Source organism: Taklimakanibacter deserti, from assembly GCA_003574785.1.
The window spans coordinates 1-26656 of record QORU01000013.1 but is presented as its reverse complement, the minus strand read 5'-3'; the positions used below and the strand labels follow the sequence as shown (position 1 = coordinate 26656).

Annotated in this window: 27 protein-coding genes; 5 read left to right on the top strand and 22 right to left on the bottom strand. The window is 62.0% G+C overall.

Annotated features, from left to right (window positions below; translation table 11 throughout):
* The first annotated feature begins 74 nt into the window (after positions 1-74).
* Complete coding sequence (locus tag DS839_RS25420) at positions 75-524, top strand: helix-turn-helix domain-containing protein (RefSeq protein WP_119273301.1); 450 nt, start codon at positions 75-77, stop codon at positions 522-524.
* A complete protein-coding gene (locus tag DS839_RS25415) occupies positions 514-1095 on the top strand; it encodes a PIN domain-containing protein (protein ID WP_368911911.1) in 582 nt (193 codons plus the stop codon). The genes DS839_RS25420 and DS839_RS25415 overlap by 11 nt, the downstream gene beginning before the upstream one ends.
* Before the next feature lie 172 nt (positions 1096-1267).
* Here the strand turns inward: DS839_RS25415 and cobF are convergent, their stop codons facing one another.
* The 16 genes from cobF to DS839_RS25335 form a co-directional block, all read right to left on the bottom strand.
* Positions 1268-2026 (bottom strand): precorrin-6A synthase (deacetylating), encoded by a 759-nt coding sequence (gene cobF / locus DS839_RS25410; RefSeq protein WP_119273300.1) that lies wholly within the window; start codon positions 2024-2026, stop codon positions 1268-1270.
* A 77-nt stretch (positions 2027-2103) separates the two neighbouring features.
* Positions 2104-4434, bottom strand: coding sequence for a polysaccharide biosynthesis tyrosine autokinase (locus DS839_RS25405; RefSeq protein WP_119273299.1), 2331 nt, complete (start codon positions 4432-4434; stop codon positions 2104-2106).
* A gap of 9 nt (positions 4435-4443) precedes the next feature.
* Positions 4444-5541, bottom strand: coding sequence for an endo-1,4-beta-xylanase (locus DS839_RS25400; RefSeq protein ID WP_162918792.1), 1098 nt, complete (start codon positions 5539-5541; stop codon positions 4444-4446).
* Positions 5541-6380: a beta-1,6-N-acetylglucosaminyltransferase gene (locus DS839_RS25395; protein WP_119273297.1), complete on the bottom strand. Its 840-nt coding sequence runs from the start codon at positions 6378-6380 to the stop codon at positions 5541-5543. The genes DS839_RS25400 and DS839_RS25395 overlap by 1 nt, the downstream gene beginning before the upstream one ends.
* Positions 6381-6382: 2 nt before the next feature.
* Complete coding sequence (locus tag DS839_RS25390; protein WP_119273296.1) at positions 6383-7852, bottom strand: oligosaccharide flippase family protein; 1470 nt, start codon at positions 7850-7852, stop codon at positions 6383-6385.
* Positions 7849-9159 carry an O-antigen ligase family protein gene (locus tag DS839_RS25385; protein WP_119273295.1) on the bottom strand — a complete coding sequence of 437 codons (1311 nt, stop codon included), beginning with the start codon at positions 9157-9159 and terminating at the stop codon, positions 7849-7851. The genes DS839_RS25390 and DS839_RS25385 overlap by 4 nt, the downstream gene beginning before the upstream one ends.
* Positions 9156-10037, bottom strand: coding sequence for a glycosyltransferase family 2 protein (locus tag DS839_RS25380; RefSeq protein ID WP_162918791.1), 882 nt, complete (start codon positions 10035-10037; stop codon positions 9156-9158). The genes DS839_RS25385 and DS839_RS25380 overlap by 4 nt, the downstream gene beginning before the upstream one ends.
* A gap of 5 nt (positions 10038-10042) precedes the next feature.
* The gene (locus DS839_RS25375) at positions 10043-10711 is read right to left on the bottom strand and encodes an SGNH/GDSL hydrolase family protein (RefSeq protein ID WP_162918790.1); all 669 of its coding nucleotides are present in this window, start codon (positions 10709-10711) and stop codon (positions 10043-10045) included.
* 1 nt (position 10712) lies between these two features.
* Entirely contained in the window at positions 10713-11597 is an 885-nt protein-coding gene (locus tag DS839_RS25370; RefSeq protein WP_119273293.1) for a glycosyltransferase family 2 protein, read from the bottom strand.
* Positions 11594-12100 (bottom strand): acyltransferase, encoded by a 507-nt coding sequence (locus DS839_RS25365; protein WP_119273292.1) that lies wholly within the window; start codon positions 12098-12100, stop codon positions 11594-11596. The genes DS839_RS25370 and DS839_RS25365 overlap by 4 nt, the downstream gene beginning before the upstream one ends.
* Positions 12101-12964 (bottom strand): glycosyltransferase family 2 protein, encoded by an 864-nt coding sequence (locus DS839_RS25360; protein ID WP_119273291.1) that lies wholly within the window; start codon positions 12962-12964, stop codon positions 12101-12103.
* Positions 12954-14033, bottom strand: a complete 1080-nt coding sequence (locus DS839_RS25355) for a polysaccharide pyruvyl transferase family protein (protein ID WP_162918789.1) — start codon at positions 14031-14033, stop codon at positions 12954-12956. Before DS839_RS25355 ends, DS839_RS25360 begins: the two co-directional genes overlap by 11 nt.
* A gap of 5 nt (positions 14034-14038) precedes the next feature.
* Positions 14039-14797, bottom strand: a complete 759-nt coding sequence (locus DS839_RS25350) for a polysaccharide deacetylase family protein (RefSeq protein WP_119273289.1) — start codon at positions 14795-14797, stop codon at positions 14039-14041.
* The gene (locus DS839_RS25345) at positions 14794-16026 is read right to left on the bottom strand and encodes a glycosyltransferase family 4 protein (protein ID WP_119273288.1); all 1233 of its coding nucleotides are present in this window, start codon (positions 16024-16026) and stop codon (positions 14794-14796) included. The genes DS839_RS25350 and DS839_RS25345 overlap by 4 nt, the downstream gene beginning before the upstream one ends.
* A gap of 21 nt (positions 16027-16047) precedes the next feature.
* Complete coding sequence (locus DS839_RS25340) at positions 16048-17391, bottom strand: UDP-glucose dehydrogenase family protein (protein WP_119273287.1); 1344 nt, start codon at positions 17389-17391, stop codon at positions 16048-16050.
* Positions 17392-17482: 91 nt separating this feature from the next.
* Positions 17483-18187 carry a sugar transferase gene (locus DS839_RS25335; RefSeq protein ID WP_119273286.1) on the bottom strand — a complete coding sequence of 235 codons (705 nt, stop codon included), beginning with the start codon at positions 18185-18187 and terminating at the stop codon, positions 17483-17485.
* A gap of 340 nt (positions 18188-18527) precedes the next feature.
* Here DS839_RS25335 and DS839_RS36670 point away from each other — a divergent pair, with 340 nt between their 5' ends.
* A complete protein-coding gene (locus tag DS839_RS36670; RefSeq protein WP_162918788.1) occupies positions 18528-18686 on the top strand; it encodes a hypothetical protein in 159 nt (52 codons plus the stop codon).
* A 102-nt stretch (positions 18687-18788) separates the two neighbouring features.
* Here the strand turns inward: DS839_RS36670 and DS839_RS25330 are convergent, their stop codons facing one another.
* The 4 genes from DS839_RS25330 to DS839_RS25315 form a co-directional block, all read right to left on the bottom strand.
* Positions 18789-19895, bottom strand: a complete 1107-nt coding sequence (locus DS839_RS25330) for an ABC transporter ATP-binding protein (RefSeq protein ID WP_119273285.1) — start codon at positions 19893-19895, stop codon at positions 18789-18791.
* Positions 19896-19906: 11 nt separating this feature from the next.
* A complete protein-coding gene (locus DS839_RS25325) occupies positions 19907-20833 on the bottom strand; it encodes a carbohydrate ABC transporter permease (RefSeq protein WP_119273284.1) in 927 nt (308 codons plus the stop codon).
* 167 nt (positions 20834-21000) lie between these two features.
* Positions 21001-22278 (bottom strand): ABC transporter substrate-binding protein, encoded by a 1278-nt coding sequence (locus DS839_RS25320; protein ID WP_368911910.1) that lies wholly within the window; start codon positions 22276-22278, stop codon positions 21001-21003.
* A gap of 42 nt (positions 22279-22320) precedes the next feature.
* A complete protein-coding gene (locus DS839_RS25315; RefSeq protein ID WP_119273283.1) occupies positions 22321-23133 on the bottom strand; it encodes a carbohydrate ABC transporter permease in 813 nt (270 codons plus the stop codon).
* 140 nt (positions 23134-23273) lie between these two features.
* Between DS839_RS25315 and DS839_RS25310 the strand changes: the two genes are divergently transcribed.
* The gene (locus DS839_RS25310; protein WP_119273282.1) at positions 23274-24071 is read left to right on the top strand and encodes a DeoR/GlpR family DNA-binding transcription regulator; all 798 of its coding nucleotides are present in this window, start codon (positions 23274-23276) and stop codon (positions 24069-24071) included.
* 80 nt (positions 24072-24151) lie between these two features.
* On the opposite strand, the gene DS839_RS25305 is transcribed toward DS839_RS25310, so the two are convergent.
* Together DS839_RS25305 and DS839_RS25300 are read right to left on the bottom strand one after the other, a co-directional pair.
* Positions 24152-24652, bottom strand: a complete 501-nt coding sequence (locus DS839_RS25305; RefSeq protein ID WP_368911909.1) for an SRPBCC family protein — start codon at positions 24650-24652, stop codon at positions 24152-24154.
* Positions 24627-24992 carry an ArsR/SmtB family transcription factor gene (locus DS839_RS25300; RefSeq protein ID WP_119273280.1) on the bottom strand — a complete coding sequence of 122 codons (366 nt, stop codon included), beginning with the start codon at positions 24990-24992 and terminating at the stop codon, positions 24627-24629. The genes DS839_RS25305 and DS839_RS25300 overlap by 26 nt, the downstream gene beginning before the upstream one ends.
* A gap of 200 nt (positions 24993-25192) precedes the next feature.
* Between DS839_RS25300 and DS839_RS25295 the strand changes: the two genes are divergently transcribed.
* Positions 25193-26476, top strand: a complete 1284-nt coding sequence (locus DS839_RS25295) for a cystathionine gamma-synthase family protein (RefSeq protein WP_119273279.1) — start codon at positions 25193-25195, stop codon at positions 26474-26476.
* Positions 26477-26656 lie beyond the last annotated feature (180 nt).

Sequence of the window (26656 nt, the reverse complement as noted above, 5' to 3'; positions counted from 1 at the left end):
GTAAAGTCCCCTTTTTCGATTATTGCGTTTAGCAGAGAGGGGACTATATCTATTGCAAGATTGGAGGACCAAAAATGCTGGCCGCCGACAAGCTTTCATTGGCTCCCGTGCTGCCTACGGAATCCGACAGCAAGATTGCTGCGGAGGCAAGCCGGGAGCTTTCAAAAAACCCAACCGAGAGGCTTAGAGTCCGTCTCGATGACGGGACCGAATTGGCATTGCCGCAATCCGCTGGCCGTCTGCTGATTCACCTGCTCACGGAAATGGCGCAGGGAAATGCGGTTACGATCATACCGATACATGCAGAGCTGACGACGCAGGAGGCGGCGGATTTTTTAGGCGTTTCGCGACCCTTCCTCATTCGTCTTCTTGAAGAAAATCAGATCCCCTTCCACAAAGCGGGGACACACCGAAGGGTGAAGTTCTTGGACCTTGAAGCGTTCAAGAAGACATTCAAGGCCAAGCAAAACAAAGCGCTGGATGAACTGGTAAAGCAGGCCCAGGATCTGGACCTTGGGTATTAAGCCCTCATTCTATACCGTTCTCTTTGATGCCTGTGTCCTATACCCAGCACCGTTGCGGGATATCCTGGTCCAGCTTGCAACGACTTCACTTTTCCGCGCCAAGTGGACAAACCAGATCCACGATGAATGGATCGACAGTGTCCTGGAGCGTCGACCCGACCTTACTCGTCTCCAGCTCGAACGCACACGCGACATGATGAACGGTGCGATCCTGGATTGCCTGATAACCAATTACGAATACCTAATTCCCGCACTTAATCTCCCTGACCCCAAAGACCGCCATGTTCTAGCCGCGGCCATACATGCGAGATGCGACGCCATCATAACCACAAACCTGAAAGACTTCCCGGCGCACATTCTCAGCAAACATAACATTGAAGCAATCCACCCCGACGACTTCATACACCATCAATTCGGGCTGGATCAGGCCGCAGTGATCACCTCAGCCTATGAAGTCAGGGCCAGATTAAAAAATCCGCCAGTAACAGCGGACGAGTATATCGACATCCTCAGCAAGCTTCCGCTGCCCAAAACGGCATCGGAGCTGCTGCCGTTCAAATCTGTGATTTAGGAGCGTCGGTGAAAAAAGCTCCGGCCTACTTGCGCGGATAGAATTCCCTGCTCCCCACTTAGCCCGTTTGCAGGCAACCTTCCGAAATTATTCGGCAAATCCCCCGTGGAAGGCGCCACAGCAGGGCAATTCTCGAGTTTTCCCTCTATTTTCCCTGTATCCGCCGCAAGCTCTATTTCCGCGGATAGCGCAACAGATAAGTGTCCATGATCCAGCCATGCTTCTCGCGCGCCTGAGCCCTTGTTGCCTCGATCGCCGGGGCTACGTCCTTGAGCCTGCCCGAGATCAGGATCTCATTCGCCGTCCCGATATAGGCGCCCCAATGGATCTCGGCCTCGGGATCGACGGTGCGAAAGGCATTCTGGCTGTCGAGCATGACCACCGCATTGGTCACGCCTTCGGGCAGGCCTTCGGCGAGCTTGCGGCCGGTGGTGACATGAATGGCCTCGCCGATGCGGTTGATCGGCAAGCGGTGCTTCGCCACCAAAGCCTGGACGCTGCTGATCCCCGGGATCACCTCATATTCGAAATCGACGCGCGCGCGCTTGCGGATCAATTCGACGATGCGGATCGTCGAGTCATAAAGGGTTGGATCGCCCCAGACGAGAAAGCCGCCGCAGCCGTCATCGCCAAGCTCCTCCAGCATCATCCGCTCGAAGATCAGTGCCCGCTTCTCATACCAGTCCTCGACCGCCGCCTCATAGGCCGGCGCTTTACGGTCGCGCTCGGGATCGCGCGCCTCGACGATGCGCCAGCCGGCTTTGCGGATATATTTGTCGCAGAGATGCTTGCGCAAGGCGACGAGGTCTTCCTTCTCCTCGCCCTTGTCGATGACGAAGAAGACATCGACCGCGTTCAAAGCATTGATCGCCTGGACGGTGATGTAGTCGGGATCGCCGGCGCCGATGCCGATGACGAGGATTTTCCGCATGGATAAGGGACCTTCAGATGCGAAGATCCCCCTGTTTGCGGGACGTCCTGGCCTTCGTCAACAGCGCCCCGCCGGCCTCAGCCCGGTGTCGCGACCTTGGCGACGGCTTTGGCCACGGCGGCGCTCTTTACCGGCTCGATGGCCGACGCGGGCTTCGCCTCGCGGAAATAGGCGTTATAGCGCGGATCGCCATAATCGGTGCTGTCGGTGCTGTAGAGCTTCATCCGCTCCATATCGGCCTTGTTCAGGATGATGCCGAGGCACTTCTTGCTCAACGCCGGATCGGCATCGAGCTTCGCCTGCACCGTGGCCCTGGGCGTGCGTCCCCATTCGACCACGCAGACAATGGCGTCCATATAAGGCGTGATGGCGCGCACGTCGACGACGGGGGCGAGCGGCGGCAAATCGAGAACGACATAATCGAAGGATGCCCGCGCCTGTTCGAGCAGACCCGCCATTTCGCGCGAGGCGAGGAGATCCGAGGTCATGGGGACGTCGCGCCGCATGACCGACGGCAGCATGGCGAGATGGGTGCGTTCCTCGAACAGCAGAAGGTCCTTGAGGGCGGCATTGTCGATGACGAATTCGCCGAGGCCCGCCGTCGCCTGGGGCGCCACCGAGCGGGTCAATGTCGGGTTGCGCAGATCGGCGTCGATCAGCAAGGTGCGCGCCTTCTGGCTGGCGAGCAGGCGTGCAAAATTGATCGCGATCGTCGATTTGCCCTCACCCGGCAGCACCGAGGTGATGCCGATGATCTTCGGCTTCTCGCGGCCGAGCGTCAGATCGGCGGCGATCTTGGTGCTGCGCATGGTCTCGGCGAAGAGCGACAGCGGATTGTTGACGGCATAGTTGGTGATCGGCCTTATGCCGTCGCCCGGGCGCGCTTCCGCCAGCCGCTTGCGCGACAGCGTGCCGCCCAAGACCAGGGGGACCAGGCCCAGGAACGGCAGTGAGGTTTCGGCCGAAACCTGGTCGCCGGTGCGGAAGAAACGGTCGCGATATTCCTGAAGCAAACCGAGGCCCGAGCCCAGTGCCAGCCCGAGGAACGCGCACAAAGCCAGCACCAGCGACTTCTTCGGCCCGCTCGTCTCCTGCGGGACCGCGGCCTGGGAAATGATGCGCGCTTCGGTCACCGGGAAGGATTCCTGCTGCAGCGAATCCTGATAGCGCTGCAGGAACTTCTGATAGAGATCCTTGTAGTTCTCGGCCTCGCGCTCGAGCTCGCGCAGCTGAACCAGCGTCTCGTTCGCATCGGCGCTGACGCCGGTCGCGTCGCCGACGATGTTGCGCAAGGATTCCTCGCGCGACTTCGCCACCTGATACTGGCTGTCGTAGCTCTTGGCGATGCGCCCGAGCTCCTCGAAGATGAGCTTGCGGTATTCGTCCATCGAGTTGCGCAGGCGCTTGACCTGATCGTGCTTGGGCCCCACCTTCGCCGAGATCTCGGCGGCGAGCCGCGAGGCTTCGAGATATTTGAGCCTGAGGTCGTTGACGATGGGGCTGTCCAGCGTGCCGGCGACGATGGCATCGGGTTGCCCACTGTCGATGACAGCCTGCAGGCGGTCATACCTGACCTTGGCGGCGGCCGTATCGGCGCGCGCCACGATGAGCTGGCCGTTGAGGTCCGACAATTGCTGCTCGCTCAACAGCTTGCCGCTGGCGGCGATCAGATTGTTGTCGGAGCGGAATTTCTGGACGGCAAGATCGGATTTGAGCGCTTCCTGCTGCAGGTCCTTCATGCGCTGCTGGGCCCAGCCGCCGGCCATCCTGGTCGCCTCATATTTCGAATTGAGCTGGTCGGCGAGATAGGCATCACCCAGCGCTTTGGCGATATTCGCCGCCATGACCGGATCGGACCAGGAGAAGCGGACATTGAGCACATAGCTGCGATTGAGCCGCTCGACCTCCAGATTGCGCTGCAGGCTCTGCAAGGCGAGCCGGCGCGGGCCGTCTTCACCGGGGATGGTTGCCGACGACGTGAACAGCGACACCACCCAACGCACGGCCGACTTCGCCATCTGCACCGGATCGGCCGGCGCATCCATGAATTTCGGGTCTTTCGTGAGGTTGAGCTTGTCGACGACCGCAAGCCCGACACTTTCGGAGACCAGGATCTCGACCTGGCTCAAGATTCTCGCCTCGTCCTCGACGGTGCGCTCGAGCGCCGAGCCTTGATAGAGGATCTTGCTGTTGTCCTGGTCGATCAGGATGGAGGTCATCGCCGTATATTTGGGCGGCGCCACCAGAAGATAGAGAACCCCGAGCACCAGCATCACCAGGACGCTCAGGGCCGCGATGCGCCATTGCCGGCGCACGATGGCGAGCAGCTTGAAAAGGTCGATCGGCGACGGCGTGGAAGATTCGCGGTGCTGATAGGGGCCGGCAGTGGGAAAGGTTTCGCGCATCATGGGCTTCTCCTAACGCAGGGGCGCGCTTTTGAACGCATAATAGAGGGAATACCAGAAGGGCTTGGTCTGGAAGTTCTCGTCATAAGGCAGGCAGCGGTTCATCGTCCCGTCGCTGCGCTTCTGGTAGACGCTGTTGTTCAGCCAGGAATATTTGTCGGACAGGCCCCAGGTGACGACGCCTTCGACGGCACGCTCGGACAAGGCGGCGGTCAGGAATTTGGTCGCCCTCTCGCCCACGAGGCGGTCGCGCTCGCTGACCGTCTGGGTCAGGCTGCGGTCGTCTATGTCGAGCTCGGTGATCAGTATCTTCAGGCCGAGATTGGCGACCTGGCGCAGGAAGGTCGAAAAGACCGAGGCATCGAAAGGCCGCCCCATCGCCAGATGGCCCTGGATGCCGAGACCATAGATCGGCACGCCACTGCTCTTGAGCTTCTCGAGAAGAGCCAGGACGGCCGTGCGCCGCGCCTGGTCGGTGCTGTCATTATGATAGAGGCCATACTCGTTGTAGAAGCCCTGGATGCTCGGATCGGCCTCGGCGGCGAGCGTGAAGGCGCGGCCGATGTAATCCGGCCCCAGCCGTTGCAGGAAGGCTGAGTTGCGCAACGAATTCGCTTGGCTGTCCTTGGGCTCTATCGCTTCATTGACGATGTCCCAGCTCTTGATCTTGCCCTTGTAGTGGGTCATCAGGTCGCTGATATGGGTGGCCAAGACCGAGATACCCTCGTCGCGCATCGCGGCATCGACCCATTTCGGCAGGTTGCGGTGCCAGATGGCGGCATGGCCTCTGCAGGTCAGGCCGTGTGAGGCGCCGAAGGACACCACGCGGTCGGCGGCCCCATAGTTGCGCGTGCCGCGCGTAGCTTCGATCGTCCCCCACTTCATCTCCCATTCGGGCACAACGGTGCTGCATTGCCGGTCGAAGGTCCGGCGCAGGGTGGCATCACGATCGGTCTGCCAGGTCGCCAGGGCGGCGCCGTAAATGAGGTTCTTGGGCTTGGCCGCGCCGATCAGGGTCTTGTCGGTCGTGGTCTGTGCACGCGCCTCCATCGTTCCTGCTACGGTCGCGCCGGCGGCGGCGAGAAGATCGCGACGGGTCATGACCGTCATCAGTAGGCCTCCAACAATGAGTGAACCAGGTCGCGGTCGTGATCCCAGTCGAACTTGCGTGCAAAACATTGGCCCGAGGCCTGGATGCGCGGCAGATCCCGGCGCGACAGGGTCTTCGGATGACTGCCGCCCTTGTCCCAATCCACATAGGTGAGCGAGCCCTTGATCCGCTCGGCAAAGGGCGAGAGCGAGACCATGGTCTGGAAATAGGATTCGTCCGGCGTCTCGGTGTGGCGGAAGCGCTGGTCATAGGCAGGACGCTGGCGCCGGAACGCCATTGCCCAGTCGAGACAGGGCCGCGACAGGCACCACCACATCGATCCGAAGCGCGGCTCGCCGAACTCTTTTTCGAAAGCAGGACGCGTCCAGGCAAGGCGCGACAGGCGGTTGAGCGCGCCGAGACACGGGCGCGGCATAGTCTTGCTGTAGAAGCGGTAATACATGAGCCGACGCCTCCGGTCATGACCGGCCGCCTCTTCATCCGGCATCATGTCTATATACTCGCCCGCCTCCTGCGCCAGTCTTTCGGCGAGGCTCGTCGCGCTCAGGACCGGCAGACAGGCGCCGCTCATCAGAATGAAATAATCCGCTTTGCCCCGCTCGAGCGCCGTCTCGATCAAGGAGAGCGTGGCCTCGACCACGCTGAAGCCGCCCCAGCTCACCGAATGGCGCTGCCCAGCGAGCACCGCATGCTTCGACAGATCGTCCCAATGGCCGTCGAAGCCCCGGGCATCGCGGTCGACATGAAGATAGGTCTCGCCATGGCGCCCGAGCGCGGGGAGCATCGCCAGGAGATCGTTCGGGGCGCGGTGGGCGAGGATGAGATAAGCGAGCCGCATGGTCACTGCTCCTTGCCGGTGGCGACGGCACGCCGGTTCAGGAAGCCGGAAATGGCTTGCCTCAGCAAAGCGGGCTTCAGCGGATCGATATAGATATGCGCCATGACGGCATAGAAGGCCAAGCCGGCGACGGTGATGACGCCGCCGAGCAGGAACCAGTCGATGAGCGAGAATGCCGGCAGGAAGAGGCTTGCGGCGAGAACGATGCCGATCGCCGCCATGGGTCCCAAGAGCGCCATCGCCACTTGGCCGCGCGCATAGCCCAGCGAATTGACGACGATCATGCCGATGCGCAGGACGGCGACGACCTCGGCCGCAGTCAGGGCCAGGACAAAGACGTCGATCGATGGCCAGATCAGGGCTGCGACGCCAGCCACGGCCAGAGCGATGATCGAGAAGACGGTGCAAGTCAGCACCAGCTTGCTGTTTCCCTGCGCCATGGCCACCGGCGAGGGCAGCTGATAGAGGAACTTCACGAACAGGTTGAGCCCGATCAGGGACATCAGATAGGGTGTCGCGGCATAGGCCGGGCCGAACAGCAGCGGCAGCAAGGGTGTCGCGACAAAGATGAAGCCCATGGCATAGAGGAAGGCAGTGAGCGACAGGATCAGCGTCCAGCGCGCGCAGTTTTTCTTGATCGAGGGATGATCGGGCGGGCGGTTGACGAAGACCGGCACGAACAGATTGGTGAGGAAGCGCAAGATGGCGCCGCGCGGCAAGGTCGCGGTCCCGAAGATCACGCTGTAGAAGGCGAGCGCATGAACGCCCAGCGCCCAGCCGACGAAAACGCGGTCGCCCAGCGATAATGCGCCGCTGACAAATCCGTTCGGCACCAGCGGCTTGCCGAAAGCCGTCGCCTCATCGGCGACCGCCTTGTCCCAGCCGAGGCGCCAGGGAAAGCGTGACAGCAAATTGGACGTGATGGTGGACGCGATGATGCTGGCCCCGAGCCCCCAGACCATCGCCCAGTAATCGGGCGATATCCATGCCGCCACGATGACGGTGACCGTCCAGGCCAGCTGGATCATGATCAGGGTGAGCGCATTGGGCCAATAGATGTAATCGCGCATCGCCTGCTTGACGCCGAGATTTCCGAAGCCGCGCAGCGTGGCGCAGGCGCCGACCACGACATAGGCCCAGGTGGCCTGCGGCGACTTGAAGATGATCGCAAGCACGGGCGCCAGCGCCATGAGCAATCCGCCGACCAGGGCGGCACGCGTCAGCTGAAGCGTATGCAATGTGGCAAGAGCCTTCTTTGGATCATCGGTCGCGGTGTAGCGAACCGCCGATACGGGGACGCCGAAATCGAAGCCGATCTCCACCAGCGCGATGATCATGGCCAGCGAGACCGCCACGCCGAAATCCTCCTGCGACAGAAGCCGCGCCAAGAGGACATTGCGGATGAAGGGGAAGGCCATCTCCGCCAGATTGGCGGCAAGCAGCACGGATCCCGATTTGAACGTGTTCTTCACCCTCTGACCTCCACGGGCTGCAACATGAGATCGTGGGTCATGGGCCGCGACGAAAACTGTGCCGCCACCAGCGCCAGCGCCAGAAGCGCGATCATGTTGTCGGCATATTGGAAGAAGCCGCCGGGCTCGGTCATGGTGAAGGACAGATAGCAGGCAAGCAGTGCCGCGATGCGCGGATCGCGCGCCCTGATGGCGTGCCTGGCGATCGATGCGATCGGGAGGATGAACAGCGCCAGAGCGATGACGCCGCCATAGAGCAAGAGCTGCAGCACCAGATTGTGGGAATGCGGAAAGACATAGATGCCGACGTCGCCATTCAGCAAATAGGATTCTTCCATGAACATCGTATAGGTCGAATCGAAGCCATAGCCGAGGATCGGCGCCTTCTTGATCAGGCTCCAGGATAGTTCCCAGATGAAGCTGCGGCCGGTGCCGGTCAGCAACTCCTCCGCGTCGCCCGAGCGCGAAAGCACCGCCAGGATCTGGTCGTCGAGCATGATCACGAAAGCGGCCGCGGCGCCGAGGCAGATGAGCAAGGGGATGAACGCCGCATGCCAGCGGTTCTTCAACAGGAAGAAGACCATGCAGCCGGCGCCTGCGGCAATGAGCGAGGTGCGGCTTTGCGTCAGGACCAGGGTCACCAGGGCGACGGTAATCGCGAGAGCCTTGAAGGCGCGCGACAGATTGCCGCTGTCGCAGCGCGCGTAGATCGCCACGATGATGAAGCTCGCCAGGACGCCCGTCTGGTTGGGGTGACCGCCGAGGCCGGTCATGCGGCCGCCGACCGATCCATCCCAAAGCAACATGTGCGAGACGGAAGGAACGGCGAAATAAAGAACGATCGACAATGCGAGGAAGACCGTCTGGATCTGCAGCAGACGGTCGAACAGCACCGGCAGGCCGCGCTCCTCGGCGAAGGCGAGGAAAACGAAAAAGACCGACAGCAAGGTGCTCACCATGAAGAGCGCCTTGAACCGCTCCGGCGCATAAAGCGTGGTGATCGCCAGCCAGCCGAAGAAAAACAGCATGTAGCTCATCGGCGGACGCAGGAGATCGGCAATGTGCCGGCGCAGGAGCCATGCCGCGACGAGGAGGCCAAAGCCCCAAAGGGCGGCTTTGCCGATATTCGAGATGTCGAGCTTGCCGGGATCGGTCGCGAGCCTTTCGCCTCCGGTCAGGCGGCGCAGCGCCAATTGGGTCACGAAGACATAAACGACCAGCAGCACGTCGAGCACGCCGATGCCGACCCGCGCCGGCGCAAAGCGCCCGAGGCCCGGAGGCATCGCCTGATGCTCGAAAGTGGTCATAAGCGGGCCCCGTGCGCGGTCATCAGGCCCATGAGATGGGCGGCGCGGCGCAATACTTCGGCCGACGGCGAGCGCGACAGAGCGGACCAGATGAATCCGAGCGCCTTCACAGCTTCGCCAGTGACGCGGATATGAAGCTCGGCCCGCTTGAGGTCATGCAGCGCCGACAATCGCCCCAGGCCGCCCTTCCCGATTTCCGCCGCGATGCGGGCGAAGACCAGCTCATGGCCCAGCATCAGCTTGGTCATGTCGCGCGACAGCTTGTTGGTCGCCTCGTAAGTATATTCGACAAGCGGCGCCTGCACGACGGGCAATGGTCCCAGTTTGGAAAGCTTGAGCCACAGGTCCCAGTCCTCGCAAGTGGGCAGGTCGACATCGAAGCCGTTGACAAAATCGAACCGGTCCTTGCGGACAAGAGCGGTCGATGTCGTGGCCAGCACATTGGAGACGGCCAGATCATGCGGCCCGACGATCGGCGGCGGCAGACCGATACGCGGCTTGCGCTCGGCATAGGCAAAGCGGATGCCGCAGAAGATCGCCGGCGCGTCGGGGTGCCGTGCTGCCAAATCCAGCTGCCGCGCCGTCTTCTCCTCATGCCAGCGGTCATCCGAATCCAGGAACGCAATCCATGTGCCGGAAGCTCGGGCAGCGCCATCATTGCGCGCCACAGACGCACCCCCGCTCGCATCGCGGCGAATGAGCCTGATCCGGCCCTCGGTCCGCGCCATCTCCATCACCACGTCCGGTGTCGCATCGTCCGATCCGTCGTCGACGACGATGATCTCGTCGGGCGCAACCGTCTGGCCGAGACAGCTCGTGATCGCCTGGGCGATCAGGATCGGTCGGTTCTTCACGGGTATCACGGCAGATACGGTCACGTTTGCTACTCCCTCTTCGCAGTGATGCAGCCGGACGCCGCAAGGGCGCGGACCAGGCCCGGCACGATCACCCGGCTCGCCGCGACGGGCTCCGGATGCACGCCGTCGGCGATCGCGCCGGCTATTTCCTCATCCGAAAGCCGGGCCCAGGCCGGCCGGTGATCGATGAAGCCGGCGCCGAGCTTCTTCGCGACCACCGCATGCATCTCCTCATAGTCTCCAAGGAATGGCCTGATCATCCCGCGCAGGCCGGAAACGGGATTCATCGCCATCACATAGACGGCCGGCCGGCTGTCGCTTTCGCGCAGCCTGAGGATGATCTCGGTCATATTGGCGGCGCTGCGGCTGAGCGACATGAACTCCGTCACATCGGCGTCGTTCACGGCAAATTCGATCAGGACGATATCCGGCCGCTCGGCGACGACCTTGTCGATCTGGGTCAGGCCCCATTCGGATGTCATGCTGCTCTTCGCCAGATTGACGACCGTGACAGCGCTGTTGAGGCAGGTCCTGAGCGAATGTTCGAGAGGCTCCTGCCAGCCGCCGCGAGCCGAAAGGCTGGTCCCCAGCGTGACGATCTTCACCGGTTCGCCCGGCTGGGCGACCGCCGGCACGGCGGCTGCCAAATGCAGGGCGAAGGCGGCAATCATCAGAAACGTGGGCGAAAAGGCCATGCTAGGCGACCCTCCCCCTCGACCGGTGCCGGGCCGGCGCAAAACTCCGTCGCTCCCTGGCCGACAAGGCGGCGCGCAGGGCGGTGCGGAACTCCCGCGACGACATGCGACGGGTCGCCACCAGGAAACTGCCCACCATGAGCTTGCGCAGCAACAGCCCGACGCTCGCCGGCCGCATGGCCGTGTGGCGGGCGATCGCGATCAGGCTGCCGCGGAAATAACGCGACCTGAAGCGAAAATTGTTGTCGCGATGACCGATCAGCGCGCGGTTGACAAAGCGGCATTTGCGTGATTGCCGAAAGGCGCGCAGCGCATAGTCGGTGTCCTCGCCGCCATTGTTCTCGGTCCCGACGCCCAACTCCTCGTCGAATTCCCCGAGAGTCTCGATGACGCGGCCGCGCAGGAATATGGTGTTGGATGATGCCTCCGCCGCAACCTCGAAAACCGAGGGCGATCTCATCTCCCCGGAGAGAGCATGGGCCGGCGGCTGCGGCGCCGATGCATAGCGGCAGAACCAGAAGTCCAGCGCCTGATCGCTCCGAAACAGATCGAGGATGCGCTTGAGCGCGCCATCCGGATACCAGCAATCATCATCGGGAAAGGCGACGAGCGGCACCTCCGCCAGGAGCCCCTGGGCGCGCGCTTCATGAAGCAGAATGTTGCGGGCCCGCGAGGCCGATACTCGGTTGGGAATGATCCCGACCGCAACATTTCCCGGAATGCCGGAAGCGATGCCCGCATCCGAAGAGGCGCGCTGCACCAAGAGGAGCATCCGCCAGTCCCTGCCGGCGAGTGCCGCTTCGATGGACGACAAGAGGCGCGCGAGATCGGAAGCGCGGCCGCCGGCGGCATCCGTCGTGGTGAGGAACAGGATTTCGGAGGTCATGGCAATCCTCCCGCTTCCCGCGCCGCCAGCTCCGGCTCGAGGGGCAAAACCGTCTTGTCCTCGCCCTTTGGCGGGCCCGCTCTGCGCAAGTAGCCGAAGCGGCCGGTTTCGATGTTGCGGCGGATGACGCGCGCCGGATTCCCGACGGCGATCGAAGCCGGCGGGACATCCTTGGTGACGACACTGCCGGAGCCTACGACCGAGCCGTCGCCGATGCGCACGCCGGGCAGGATGATGCTGCGCGCGCCGATGAAGCAGCGCGAACCGATATAGGTGTCGCAATGGAGACCGCGCACCATGTCATGAGTGAGCACCGCGACATCGAAAGCGAGATAGCTCTCGGCGCCGATATGCACGCCCTTGGGATAGGTCTTGTCGAGCCTGACGCTCAACGACATGATGGTGCTCGGATGGATGTCCATGCCCCAGAGCCTGGTGAAGTAGAGCCATCTGAGCTTCACCAGCAGGCGCTGCAGCCAGAGCAGCTGATTGAGGCTGCGCATCTAGGCTGCCTCCCTCTTTGACCGGCGCCCCGGCGATGGCGAGAAGGCTGCCTTGAGCGCCGTCATGAAGTCCTTAGCCGGCATGCGGCGCGTCGCCACCAGAACGCTGCCGACGATGAGCTTGCGCAGCAGGAGTGCGACGCTTGCCGGCCGCTTTGCCGTGTGACGGGCGATGGCGATGAGGCTGCCGCGGAAGTAATGCGATCTGAAGCGCGCGTCATGGTCGCGATGGCCGATCAGCCGCTGATCGACGAAGCGGCTCTTGCGCGCCTCCGAAAAAGCCCTGAGCGCATAGTCGGTATCCTCACCGCCATTGTTCGCGGTCCCGACCCCCAGCTCCTCGTCGAAGCCGCCGATGCGTTCGACGATGTGATTGCGCAGAAATATGGTGTTGGACGAAGCCTTGGCCGCGACGTTGAAGACCGACGGCGGCTTGGTGTCCATGGAAAGGGCGCGCAAGGGCGTCGATGGCGCCGAAGCATAGGCGCAGAACCAGAAATCGAGGCCCTGGTCGATCCTGAACAGATTGAGGATGCGTTCCAGCGCGCCCTCGGGATACCAGCAATCATCATCGGGAAAGGCGACGAGCACCGTGCGGGACAGAAGCCCCTGCTCTCGCGCCTTGCCGAGGAGCAGATTGCGCGCCCGCGACAGCGATATCCGATCGGGGATGGCCTCGACCGCGACATTCGCCGGGATAGCGACGCCCAATTCCATCCCGGGCGAAGCGCGCTGCACCAAGAGGAGCATGCGCCAATCGCGCCCCACGAGGCTTGCCTCGATGGAGGTGAGCAGGCGGGCGAGATCGGAAACGCGGCCGCCGGCGGCGTCGGTCGTGGTGATGAACAGGATTTCAGATGCCATATTCTCTCAAGGCCCTCATGGCTGACGCCGGCGCGGGCGAAGCCGCTTCCGCGGCTTGCGTCTCCCTCGGCCGGCGATAGTCGATGCGGTCGGACGCGGCGAACCATTCGCCGTAATAGCGGCTGATCTTGCCGTAGCTGTTGTCCTCGCAGGTGATCGGCATGTCGAGCAGCGCGCCCAGGATCATGCCGTGCAGCCGGTTGGTGGTGAGCCGCCCATAGCTGCCGACAAACTTGATCGACCGGCGCAGCAAATGGTCGCGATACCACTTCCAGACGACATGGCTCGGCACGATATGCCGGGTCGGGAACTCCACCGACTGCGTCTTCCGCTGCACGCGGATCATGCCGCGGTCGAAGACGGTGGTCAGATCGTCCCAATCGAATGTGTCGGCGCTCTGTGCCGAGCCGCCCGTCGCTTCCTTGTCACGGCGGCGGAAATTCAACAGGCGGGTCGCGGCGCCACTATGGCGCGGCAGGCTGCCCCACAGAGCATGGGCCATGTCCGGCATCAGCGCCGCCGGACAGCCGCAGTCATTGCGAGCGAAATCGAGCGATTCCCTGTCGCGCGCGAAGATGAAGAGCTGGGGATGGGCCGCGAATAGCTTGGCGACCGCCGCGCGGTTCGCGGGATCATCGAAATGCACCGATTGCGGCAGGATGACGATCGGTGCTTCGGGATAGCGCGCGATCACCAGCTCACGGAACATCTGATAGTCGCGATAGAGATCACCGAGATTGCCGCCGCCATGGAAGACGATCGTGGCGCCGGTCTTGACCAGATCATCCAGGCGCCGCACCGAGTCCTTGAAGAAGACCAAGGGCCTCCCCGGGCGGTGCGTCAGGCAGAATTCATGGATGCTGTAGTAGCCGATCACATTATAGCCGAAAGCCTCGAAGAATCTGTCGGTGCCGGCATGGATGAGAAGATCGCCGACATTGCCGTGAATGGGATAATCGAGATAGATGACGGGCTTGTCCCTCGGAATGACATTCGCGATGGCGCCGAGCTTCTGCTTGAGCTCGTCCATGACCTCGGCATGCGGGCGCTTGGCGGGGTTTCCTGGCATTTCCATCACTCCACCAGATGGACGATCTTGGCGCCGCGCGCCTTGAGCTCGTCCAGCACCATCGGCAGAAGCAGCACGGTGTTGTCCTTCACGTCGTGCATCACGATCACGCCGCGATCGACGGTATTGAGCCTCTGGCGCAGGCGCCTCAGCGAGTTTTGCGGCGCATCACCCCGCCAGTCCTCGGGCGACACGTCATAGCTCGCGACGATCATGTCGAAGCGCGCCGCCGCCTCCATCAGGTCGGGGGTCGCGGCGTTTTCCGGGAAGCGGAACAGGCGCACCGGCGTCGAGCGGGTGCGGAACACCGCCCATTGGACGGCAGCCTGGCCCAGCTTCATTTCCAGGAGGGCTTCCTCGTGAGGTATGTCCTTGAGCCGCTTATGCGAGAAACTGTGGCTGCCGATCGAATGCCCGGCTTCCGCGACCGCGCGCGCCACAAAAGGAAATTTGGTCGCCTCACGTCCGACCATGAAGAAGGTCGCATGCAGGCAGGCGGCGCGCAGCTCATCGAGGATCTTCGGCGTCGTCGTCTTGCGCGGGCCGTCATCGAAGCTCAGCACATATTCGCCCTTTTCCAGTGGCAAGGGCGGCAGCTTCTGCAAGGTGCCGAATCTGGTGATGTTGGCCTGCGACAGCGAGAGGGTGCGCTCGGGCAATTCGCCGGGGCACGCGCCATTGGCGGCTTTGGCGTTTCCCGACCATGCAGTGAAGGCAAAGAGCGTTGCCGCGCCGAGTGCAATGATGTGCTTGACGGCGATCATGCATAGGCCCTTATCTTCACCAGCTCCTCATAGGCGGCGACATATTTCCTGGCTTCGCTGTCCCAGTTGAATTTTTCCTCGGCCAGCCGGCCGGCACGCGCGCCGAGCTCCCGCCTCAAAGCCGCGTCATCGATAAGAGGTAGCGCCGCCTCGGCGAGATCCGCAGGTTGAGCCCCCTTGGCGAAGGTCCCGGCCTGACCCAGAAGGCGGCGCGTCTCGCTCAGGTCGTAGGACACGGAGGGAATGGCAAGGGCCGAATATTCGAACACCTTGTTCATGCTGATCTTGTCGTTGTACTCGTTCACCGGATCCGGGATGATGCCGATATCGAAGGTGCTGATGGCGCTGAGCAACGCCTCGCCGCGCAGATAGCCGGTGAAGGTGATATGCTCGGCGACACTGAGCGAGCGCGCCAGCTGCTTCACCGAAGCCAGCGCCGGCCCGTCGCCGACGATGACGGCGCGAATGCCTTGCCGGCCATGCTCATGGACCGCGTGATGCATCAGGCGGACCAGATGATCGACGCCGTCCTGATCGGCGATGATCCCGATATAGCCCAAGACGACAGTCGCCCCTGCCCTCAGCTTCGCGTCGGGCGCGACGCGGCGCAATTTCTGCCGGTCGGGCACGCTGTAGACCGTGGTGACGCTGTCGGGCGTCCTGCCGCCGCGCGTGATCGCGATGTCGCGATAGGTGTCATTGGCGGAGATCACCCGATCGGCGAGCTTGAAGGTGCATTTCTCGGCGAGAAGCAGCAGTCGATGGAAGAAATCATGCCGGTCATATTTGGCGGCATAGAGCTCGGGGCACAGGTCATGATGGTCGAAGACGAATTTCTTGCCGAACAGCTTGTAGGGTGCCGCGACGAGAAAGATGAGATCGGGCGGATTGCAGCCCTGCACCACGTCGAAGCCCTTGGCGAAGGCGATCTTCATGAGGAGGCGCGCCTCGTGGAAGAGAGCCGAGGCATATTCGATGAGGAAGCCGAGCTTGCCCCGCGCCTCGACCGGAAGCGCATGCCGGTAGATCGCGATGCCGTTGATTTCCTCGAAGGCCAGCGGATGCTGCTCGTTCTTCGGGCAGATCACGGAGACCTCCCAGCCCCCATCCTTCAGCGCATTGGCCTCCTGCCATACGCGCCGGTCGAAGGGCACGGGAAGGTTCTCGACGATGATCACGCAGCGCGGCGGCCGATCCTTGGTCGCGGGGTACGGAAATGTAAGCGACATGCCTGCTCTTCTCCCTCGCCGTTACTCGGCCGCTTCGACGACCTGCAGCGCGATATCGTGCTCGGGCCGACCAATACTGAAATAGCGGAAGCCATGCTTGGCGATGTCCTCGCGGCGATAGACATTGCGCAGGTCGACGAGACACGGCGACTTCATGACCTGGCGCAGCATGCGGAAATCGAGCGCCCGGAACTCTTCCCACTCGGTCACGATCACCAGGACATCGGCGCCCTCGGCGATCTCATAGGGGCTTTGCCCGAACTCGACGCCTGCGAGCGCCGAACGGGCATTCTCCAGTCCCGCCGGATCATAGAGCCGGATCGCGGCACCTGCGTCCTGGAGCGCCTGGATAATGGCGAGCGCCGGCGCTTCACGGATGTCGTCGGTATTGGGCTTGAAGGTGACGCCGAGAAGCGCCACGGTCTTGTCCCTGAGATCGCCACCGCAAGCCGCCGCGATCTTGCGGCCCATGGCGCGCCGGCGCGTATCGTTGATCGCCACCGTGGTCTCGACGAGACGCAAGGGCGATTCGAAGTCCTGGGCGATGCGGATCAGCGCCGTCGTGTCCTTGGGAAAGCACGATCCGCCATAGCCAGGCCCGGCATGAAGGAATTTCGGTCCGATGCGGTTGTCGAGCCCGATGCCGCGGGCGACGTCCTGTACGTCGGCACCGGCCTTCTCGCAAAGATCCGAGATCTCATTGATGAATGTGACCTTCATGGCGAGGAACGCATTGGCCGCGTATTTGGTGAGCTCGGCGGTGCGGCGCGAGGTGAACATCAGGGGCGACCGGTTGAGATAGAGCGGGCGATAGACTTCGCTGAGCGCGTTTCTTCCGCGCTCGTCATTGACGCCGACGATGATGCGGTCCGGGCGCTTGAAATCGGCAATGGCCGAGCCCTCGCGCAGGAACTCCGGATTGGAGGCGACCGAGAAATCGAGCGCCGGGCTGGTGCCGGCCATGATGAGCTCGACCTTGTCGGAGGTGCCGACCGGAACGGTCGACTTGATGACGATCACTGTTCCCGGCCTGACGGCCTGGGCGAGCTCGTGCGCCGCCGCCTCGACGAAGGAGAGATCGGCATGGCCGTCGCCGCGCCGGGACGGCGTGCCGACGGCGAGGAAGACCACATCCGCCGCCGCAACACCTTGCGCCAGATCGGTGGTGAAGGACAGGCGGCCGGCTTTGACATTGTCGCCGACGATCTGGTCGAGTCCCGGCTCGAAGATCGGGATCTCGCCTTGCCGCAAAGCCTGGATCTTGCCTTCATCCTTGTCGACGCAGATGACCTTATGGCCGAAATCGGCGAGACAGGCGCCCGAGACCAGCCCGACATAGCTCGATCCGATCATGGTAATATTCATCCGATACCCTTTCGTGTCAGGCCGGCTCATGCCGGCGACGCTGTTCCCATTTTTCGATTTTCGTCCGCCACGCCGCGGCGGAGCGTCAAGCTCAGAGGGCGTTGGGCCCTGTCAAGGCGAAGACGGTGCGCAGCATGATTTTCATGTCCAGCAGCACCGACCACTTGCGGATATAGAGGCGATCGTGATGCACTCTATATTCAATATGCTCGAGGGCTTCCGTCGGCCCGCGAAATCCCGCCACCTGGGCGAGGCCGGTGAGCCCGGGGCGCACCAGATGCCGATCGTTGAAATTGCTGATCACTTCGGCGAAGGAATCATCCATCGCAATCGCATGCGGCCTTGGTCCGACGAGCGACATCTCGCCGCGCAGCACGTTGTAGAGCTGCGGAAGCTCATCGAGGCTTGTTTTACGCAAGAAGCTCCCAAGCCTGGTTATCCTGGCATCGTTGCGAGTCGCTTGCGTGAATTCGCCGTGCGATTCAGTCACCGTCATGCTGCGGAACTTGCAGATGTAGAAGGACGAGCGGTTCCGGCCATAGCGCAATTGCCAGAACAGAACCGGTCCCGGCGACTCGATCTTGATCGCCAGCGCGATGAGCAGCCCGACCGGCACCAGAACCAAGAGCGCCAGAGAAGCAACAAATATGTCGATGCAGCGTTTGACTATCGACTGATTGATCGCGACCGACTTGCTTTGTAGCGCTGTATCGAAGCCTTTGCGCACCGAAAGCTTGTCTGCGTGCAGAGCATATTCGCCGCTAGCGGCAGAATTTGACCTCACACGAAAGTCCATGGATACCTCCACTCGCTTTCATTGGGTTGCCGCCCACGAGGAGTTAATGCCGAGCTTGACTGATTTTGCAAGCGCGAAGACGCATGTGCAGCGAAAATAATTTCGCGCTGCACAATAGTTATTCTTTTTGCTCAAGAAGGTGGCAACAATTAGCTCGCAGCAAGGAAAATTGAGCGTAAGATGTTGACCACATGTTAAGTTGGACGCAGAACATTGAGAAACTCTTGAGGCCATTGCGTTAACACTTCCCATCACGACGGCGCGACATCACATGCAAAGTAAAGATATAGAACAAGACAACGATGCGACTACGCACGCATCAAAGTCTTGTGACGAAACGATGAATGACAAGCGAGACGATGCACGGCGCATGGCGGAAGAGCTGATCGCGGAAGAAGCGCGCGGCGCTCCAGGCTCGGCGATAAAAGCCTATCTCATTGCCGCCATGGTCGGACTTGCCTTCTGGGGTGTGCTCTATTTCATCTGGCGCAGTCTTTGACCGCGGTCGCGATTTTTTCTTTCGGCCTGCGGCAATTTTTCTCAAACGTTTCTTCGCGCGCTCATCTCGGTGAAGAGACGATCTCGCAAAATACGATTCAAATCAGATAGCGGGCCGCTTGAGAGCCTTGGTCGTCTTCGCATCGAAGAGCTGGAGCTGCGACAAATCGTAGAAGAAAGTCGTCGTCGCGCCGGGCTCCGAACGAAAATCGCGCGGACAGCGGATATGGACTTCCGCTTGATCCGAGCCACGCAGAGAACCGACCAGGATCACTTCGGGTCCCAGCACTTCCGTGGCAATGGATGAGACGTCGACCGGCGAAGCCAGTCGCGCCGCATCCTTGCTCAGATGAAAGTCCTCCGGGCGCAATCCGACGACTACCTCTTCGCCTGCATGTGCGGCAAAGGCGTCGCGCAAGGGTTGCGGCAGCGGCAGGCTCACATCGCCGAGCGACACCCTATCGCCGGAGAGCCTGCCGCGCAGGAGATTCATCGGTGGGCTCGCCAAAAAACCGGCGACGAAGGTGTCGGCGGGATTGCGATAGACCTCCATCGGCGCCCCCACCTGAACGATGACGCCGTCCCTCATGATGCAGATCCGCTCGCCCATGGTCATCGCCTCCACCTGGTCATGCGTGACATGGACGATGGTGGTGCCGAGAGAGCGATGCAGCTTGATGAGCTCGGTGCGCATGGACGAGCGCAGCTTCGCATCGAGATTGGACAAGGGCTCGTCGAGCAGGAAGGCCTTGGGCTCGCGCACCAAGGCGCGACCCAGAGCGACACGCTGGCGCTGGCCGCCGGAGAGCTGTGCGGGCTTCCTCGCCAGGAGCTCGCCGATGCCCAGCATGTCGGCGATGCCGGCGACCCGCCTGGTGATGATGGCGCGCTCGACCCCGCGCAACCTCAGGCCGAAGCTGAGATTGTCGGCGACCGTCATATGCGGATAGAGGGCGTAATTCTGGAAGACGATGGCGATGTCGCGGTCGGCGGGATCGATATCGTTCATGCGTTTCTCTCCGATATGGAGATCGCCTGCGGATATGGTCTCGAGCCCGGCAATCATGCGCAAGGTCGTCGACTTGCCGCAGCCCGAAGGACCCAGGAGGATCATAAACTCGCCGTCCTTGATGTCGAGCGAGACGTCGCGGACCGCCGCATAGCCGTTGGGATAGAGCTTGTGGATGTTCTTGAGTGAGATCGAGGCCATTCGTTCGTTCGTCAGGTGAGGGAGCGCATGTAGCGATGGAGCCAGGCGGTGAGAGCGAGGATGATAACGAGCAGGATCGCCGACATGGCCGAAGCCTCACCGATATTGAGGCCGACGAAGGCGGTGCGATAGATGAAGTAGCTGACGAGATCGGTCGCGACACCGGGTCCGCCGCGGGTCATGATATAGACGAGATCGTAGGTCTTCACCGCGAAGATGAGGCGGATCAGCAAGGTGACGGCGATGACCGGCAACATCAGCGGCAAGGTGATGTGCCAGAACGAGCGCAGCGCCGAGGCGCCGTCGACGCGCGCCGCCTCATAGGGTTCGCGCGGCAAAGCCGAGAGGCCGGCAAGCAGCAGCACGATCATGAAGGAAACCTGGTGCCAGATGTCCACCATGACCACCGTCCACAGCGCCACCTTGGTGCTGCCGAGCCAGTTCACCGGGGCGATGCCGATCGTGCTCAGGAGATAATTCACGATGCCGAGCGAGGGATGCAGGAACATGCGCCAGATGAGACCGACGATCACCGGATTCATCAAAAGCGGGCACAGGAGGATGGCGTAATAGACCGACTTGAAGCGCTCGACCGTGTTGAGCATCAAGGCGACGAGGAAGCCCAGCGCGAATTCGAGCAGCACCACCGCGGCGACGAAGAAGGCGGTGAGCCACAGCGTGTGGCGGAATTCGGGGTCGCCCACCGCCTTCACATAATTGTCGAGGCCGTTGAAGGTATCGAAATTGGGGGCGATCAGCGTGTAGTCATGGACGCTGGTATAGAGCGCCCAGAAGACTGGAAAGAGGATGACCAGGAAGAGCAGCGCCAGACTCGGCGAGGCGATGAGCCAGCCGAACAGCCGGTCGCGCCGCTCGACCGCCGTCTGCGTGGCAGGCGGAAGATCGTGGAAGCGTCTGTCGTCGGCAGCGAGCGTCATTGTTTGTTACCCTCGCCCCCAATCGGGGGAGAGGGAGGGGCCCAATGCGCAGCATTGGGAGGGTGAGGGGGAACGGACGGTGATTTCTTGCTGCATCTCGTAAAGCTCCACGTCTGTTCCCCCTCACCCTAACCCTCTCCCCGTTGGGAGAGAGGGCATATTCCGCACTACTTGAGCTTGCCGTCCTTCTTGGCGAGCTCGCTCATCTCGGCCTCGACCGCCGCGAGCGCGTCGGGCGCCTTCTTCTCGCCGGCAACGGCGAGGCTCAATTCGCGCCCCAGCACCTCGACGAGCTGCGGCGTATAGGTGAAGACCGGGAAGTTGTGGCTGGTCAGCAGCATCTCCTTCAGCGCCTTGGCATAGGGATATTTCGCATTCACGTCCGGATCGTCGAAGACGTCGGTGCGCGTCGGCGAGCCGCCCTGCAGGGCGCGCTTCTTGGCGATCTCGGGGCTCTCCACCCATTTGAGGAACTTCCAGGCGGCATCCGGATTGGGGCTCGATTTCGGGATCGCCCAGCCCCAGGCGCCGTTCAGGCTGCCGCCCTTGGCGGCTTCGGTTCCCGGCACCGGCATGATCTCGACCTTGCCGACCACCGCCGATTTCGAGGCATCGTCGATGCCGGCGCGGAAGAAGTTGTAGGTGATATAGCTATAAGCCTTGCCTTGCGCCATCACGTTGAAGGCTTCGTCGAAGGAGAAGCTCGCCGAACCTACGGGTCCGAACTTGTTGACATTGGTCGCATATTGATCGAGCGCCTTCACGCCGGCCTCGGTGTTGAGCGTCGGCTTCCAGTTGTCGTCGTGATATTCTCCGCCATTGGCGAAGAGATAGTTCGACCATTCCATGGCGATGGGATCGGGCCTCAGGCCCTGATTGACCACGCCGTTGATGCCGTCCTTGGTGAAGAACTCGACCTGCTTGAGATACTCGTCCCAGGTTTTTGGCACATCGAGATCGAAGCCGTATTTGGCCTTGAAGTCCGTCTTGTTCTTCTCGTCGGCCAAGAGGTCCTTGCGATAGAGAAGGCCCATCGCATAATTGTAGAAGGGCAGCATATAGGTGGTGCCGTCGACCTTGCCCACGAGATCCATGAGCTTCGGCACATAGACGGAAGTGTCGACATTGTCGGCCTTGATGCGCTCATCGAGGGGCTGCAGCCAGCCCGCCTTGGTGAACTCGCCCACCCAGTAGAAGTCGACGACGATGGCCGAATAGCTGCCCGAGGGCGCCACCAGCTGCGGCACGAGCTTGGTGTGCATCTCGGCATAATTGACGACCTCGAGATTGACATCGATGCCGGTCGCCTGCTTGAACTCGGGCAGAAGCGTCTTGACATATTCGGTATCGGGAACACCTTCCATCAGGATGTTCACCGTCTCGGCGAAGGCCGGGCCTGACAGCCCCGTCACCAATGCCGCCGCCACGAGCCATTTTCTGATCATATTCAACCTCCCGACCTAAGCCCTTTGTTGCTTAAGGCCATTTCACTTGAGGGCGCCAAGTGAAAGGCCTTTGATGAGATGTTTGCGCAGGAACGGCAGAAGCGCGAAGACCGGCACCAGCGAGACGACGGTCGCTGCGGCCAACGGCGCGATCTCGACGCCGGCATGGGTCTCGAGTGCCGCAAGGCCCACCGGCAGCGTCTGGCTCGAAGGTCCCGACAGGACGAGCGCGAAAAGGAACTCGTTCCAGCTCAGGATGAACCCCAGAAGGCCCGCGGCCAATATGCCGGGGGCGGCGACCGGCACGGCGATATAACGGAAAGCCTGCCAGCGCGTGGCACCATCGACGCGCGCTGCTTCCTCGAGCCTCGCCGCGTCACCTTCGAAGAAGGACACCAGCATCCAGGCGAGGAACGGCAGGGCGATGGTGAGGTGCGCTACGATGAGGCCCAAGCGGCTCTGCATCAGGCCTGCCATGAGGAACATGCCGAAGAGCGGCAAGACGAGGATGATCGGCGGCAGCATCTGGCTCGCGAGCACGCCGAGCCTGAGGAAAGTGCCGCCGGTCGCGAAGCGGGCAAAGGCGTAAGCCAGCGCCGTCGCCAGGGGCAAGGCGACCGCGGTCGCCCCCAGAGCGACGATCAGGCTATTGAAGAACCAGCCGGCAAAGGGATAGCGCGCGAAGATCTCGACATAGTTCATGAGACCAACGGTGCCGATCTCGGGCGGGATCTTATAAGCGGTGAGCCGGTCGGTAAGGCTCACGCGCAGGATCCACAGCAGCGGCATCAGGATCATGAGAGAGAAGGCACAGAGAACAATGTGCGGCAGGACTCTCTTGGCGATGCTCTTCATGCCGGAGACGGACTCTCGACTATCTGATCATTTTCGATCATTATACTGGTGAGACGTCCCAAAACAAGACGCTCCATACGCTTTATGCCTATGAACACATTTGAACGATATCGATCATCATGATGGGGCCGTAACCGATCATGCCGCCGCGCGACCCCGTCGCCCGCCAAAACCTCCTGGTCGAAAGCCTCGTCCGTCGCGGCTTCATGAGCGTCGCCGACATTGCCGAAGAAACCGGTGTCTCCGAGATCACCATCAGGCGCGACCTGACCGAGCTCGAGCGCTCGGGCACCATCCGGCGCACCCATGGCGGCGCCCTCATCGCGAAGAACGGCGTCAGCAATGTCTATGACATAAGAGAGCCGACCTTCGAGGCCCGCCGCCGGCGCAACAGCGATGCCAAGATCCGCATAGCCCGGACCGCTGCGCAATTCGTGAAGCCCGGCCACACGATCGCGCTCGATACCGGCTCCACCACGCTCGAGCTCACCCGCTTTCTGGGCGACATCCCCGATCTTAGGATCATCACCAACAATACGCGCGCGGCGAGCCTCATCGCCGAGACGAGCCATCCCGTCTATCTGCCCGGCGGGCGCTTACGCGGGCGCGAATTGTCGATCTATGGGTCGAGTGCCGCCGCCTTCGTCGCCTCCTACCACTATGACATCGTCTTCCTCGGCCTGTCGGGCATAACCGACCAGGGGCTCTTCGACTATTCGCCCGAGGATTCGGAGATCAAGCGCGCCTTCATCCAGCGCTCCGACCAGGTGATCGCTCTCAGCGATGCGAGCAAGTTCAACCGCCAGGCCATGGTGCGCATCGCCGAGCTCAAGGAGATCCATATCCTCATCGTCGATACCATGCCGCCCGATGCCTTGCGCGAGGCCATCGAGACGGCGGGGCCGAAGATCATCATCGCCGAGAACCTCATGGAATAAAGTCTGGGGCGCCGTTCGCTACAAGGCAGAAACATAGGAGCGGGAGGGCATCGCGTTTGGTCTTGTGTGATTGGCCCAGTTCAGCCCTTCAGGGTCTCGACATGTCTCGCGAGCTTGTCGAGGGTCTGATAGCCGAGCTCTACGGCCCCAAATCCGATCGCGCCTTGGCGACGCGCCTTGGTCGGATGCAGCTGCCGCAATGTGACGACAGTCTTGCCATTGCTCTGCTCGTCGAAGGTAACGATCGTTCTGAAGAGGTTTGGATCGTCATCCTTATCGGCACCGTGGTTCACTTCGAGCAGGTATGGCGGCTCGATTTTCAAGAAGACCACGCGGTTGTCATAGCGCGTGCCGTCGGGACCAACGAAGACGAATCTCCACTGGCCGCCGACGCGAATATCGATCTCGAGAGTTTCGACCTTGAAGCCTTCCGGTCCGAACCATATCGGCAAGTGCTGCGGATCGGTCCATACCTTGAACACCAGCTCGCGCGGTGCGGCGATGACGCGCGAGAGAACGATCTCGCGGTCGAGTTCCCACGAATCGAGGGGCGAACTATTTCCGATGCGCTCGCTTGCCACGCTTTTTCTCCGTTGTTTGCAACTTGAGGACATAGGCCTCCATCCGATCGAGCCGTGCTTCCCAGAGCGCCCGGCGAGCGCTGAGCCACTGCTCGGCGCGCGCGATCGCTTCGGCGGAGACGCAGCACGTCCGCGTTCGGCCAATCTTCTCGGTAGAGATGAGGCCGCTCGCCTCGAGGACCTGCACGTGCTGGACGATCGCCGCCAGCGTCGTCTCGAACGGCGCGGCCAACTCGCTCACTGACGCGGGACCTTGCGTCAGCCGATCAAGAACGGCCCGCCGCGTCGGGTCGGAAAGCGCGTGGAAGACGCGGTCGAGCTGCGGCGATTGGTTAAGCATATGCTTTAGTATTTCGGTCGTGGTGGAAAGTCAAGCAATACCTTTAGTATTGTGTCGGGCACCAGCCGAGCCGTGCCGCCTCATTGACGTGCAAATAATCGCAGTGCGTTGGGTGAGTCGCGCAGGCGTCACCTTCATTTGGGACTGGAACAAGGCTGATCTAGACTGCGTTCTCCAGGCATCTTGACGCGGAGGACGCCATGCCCAAGCCCCGGCCATCCAAGACTCATATCGGCAACCACCGCCTCCACCCCGAAACGCTGATGCTGAGCTATGGCTTCGATCCGCAGCTCTCGGAAGGCGCCGTCAAGCCGCCGGTCTTCCTCACCTCGACCTTCGTCTTCAAGACCGCCGAGGAAGGCAAGGACTTCTTCGATTTCGTCTCCGGTCGACGCGAGCCGCCCAAGGGCAAGGGGGCGGGGCTCGTCTATTCCCGCTTCAACCATCCCAACAGCGAGATCGTCGAGGACCGGCTCTTGGCCTTCGAGGGAACGGAAGCCTGCGCCCTCTTCTCTTCCGGCATGTCGGCGATCGCCACGACCCTTCTCGCTTTCGCGCGTCCCGGCGATGCGATCTTGCATTCGCAGCCGCTTTATGGCGGCACCGAGACGCTGCTCGCCCGCACCTTCCTCAATCTCGGCATCGGCGCCTCGGGCTTTTCGGACGGCGTCAGCGAGGCGGCGGTGCGCAATGCCGCCGAGAATGCCCTTGGGAAGGGGCGAGTCTCCGTCATCCTCATCGAGACGCCCTCCAACCCGCTCAACACGCTGGTCGACATCGCCTTGATGGCGCGCTTCGCGGATGAGATCGACAAGCGCCAGAAGCATCGGCCGGTGATCGTGTGCGACAACACCTTGCTGGGGCCCGTCTTCCAGCGCCCGCTTGAACAAGGTGCCGACATCTCCGTCTATTCGCTCACCAAATATGTCGGCGGCCATTCCGATCTCATCGCTGGTGCCGCCCTCGGGCGGCTGGATATCATCAAGCCGGTGAAGGCGCTGCGCGGCGCCATCGGCACGCAGCTCGATCCGCATTCCTGCTGGATGCTCGGCCGCTCGCTCGAGACGCTCGCCATCCGCATGGAGCGCGCCAATGACAATGCTGCGGCCGTGGCGCGCTTCCTCAGCGAGCATCCCAAGGTCGACAAGATCCATTACCTGCCTTTCCTCGATGACAAGAACCCGGCGGCGCGCGTGTTCAAGGCGCAAAGCCAGGGCGCCGGCTCGACCTTCTCCTTCGACATCAAGGGCGGCGAGAAGGCCGCTTTCGCCTTCCTCGATGCGCTGCAAATCTTCAAGCTGGCGGTGAGCCTCGGCGGCACCGAGTCGTTGGCGAGCCATCCGGCCGCCATGACCCATTCCGGGGTGCCCAAGGAAGTGCGCGACCGCATCGGCATTCTCGACTCCACTATCCGCTTGTCGATCGGCGTCGAGCACCCGGACGATCTCATCGCCGACATCACCCAGGCCCTGGCGAAGAGCTAGAAAATACCCTCGCCCCTCGAAGAGGGGAGAGGACCTCCCACCAACAAGTCAAGGTCTTGCGGGGCGGTAACCCCGCGAGAAGAGAGGACGAGAAGGTTCCGTGATTGTCGATTGTAGCGCCGTGCTCGCACTGTCCAGGACGCTTCGCGCCAGCTTCGCCGGTGCCGCCTTTGGCGGCAT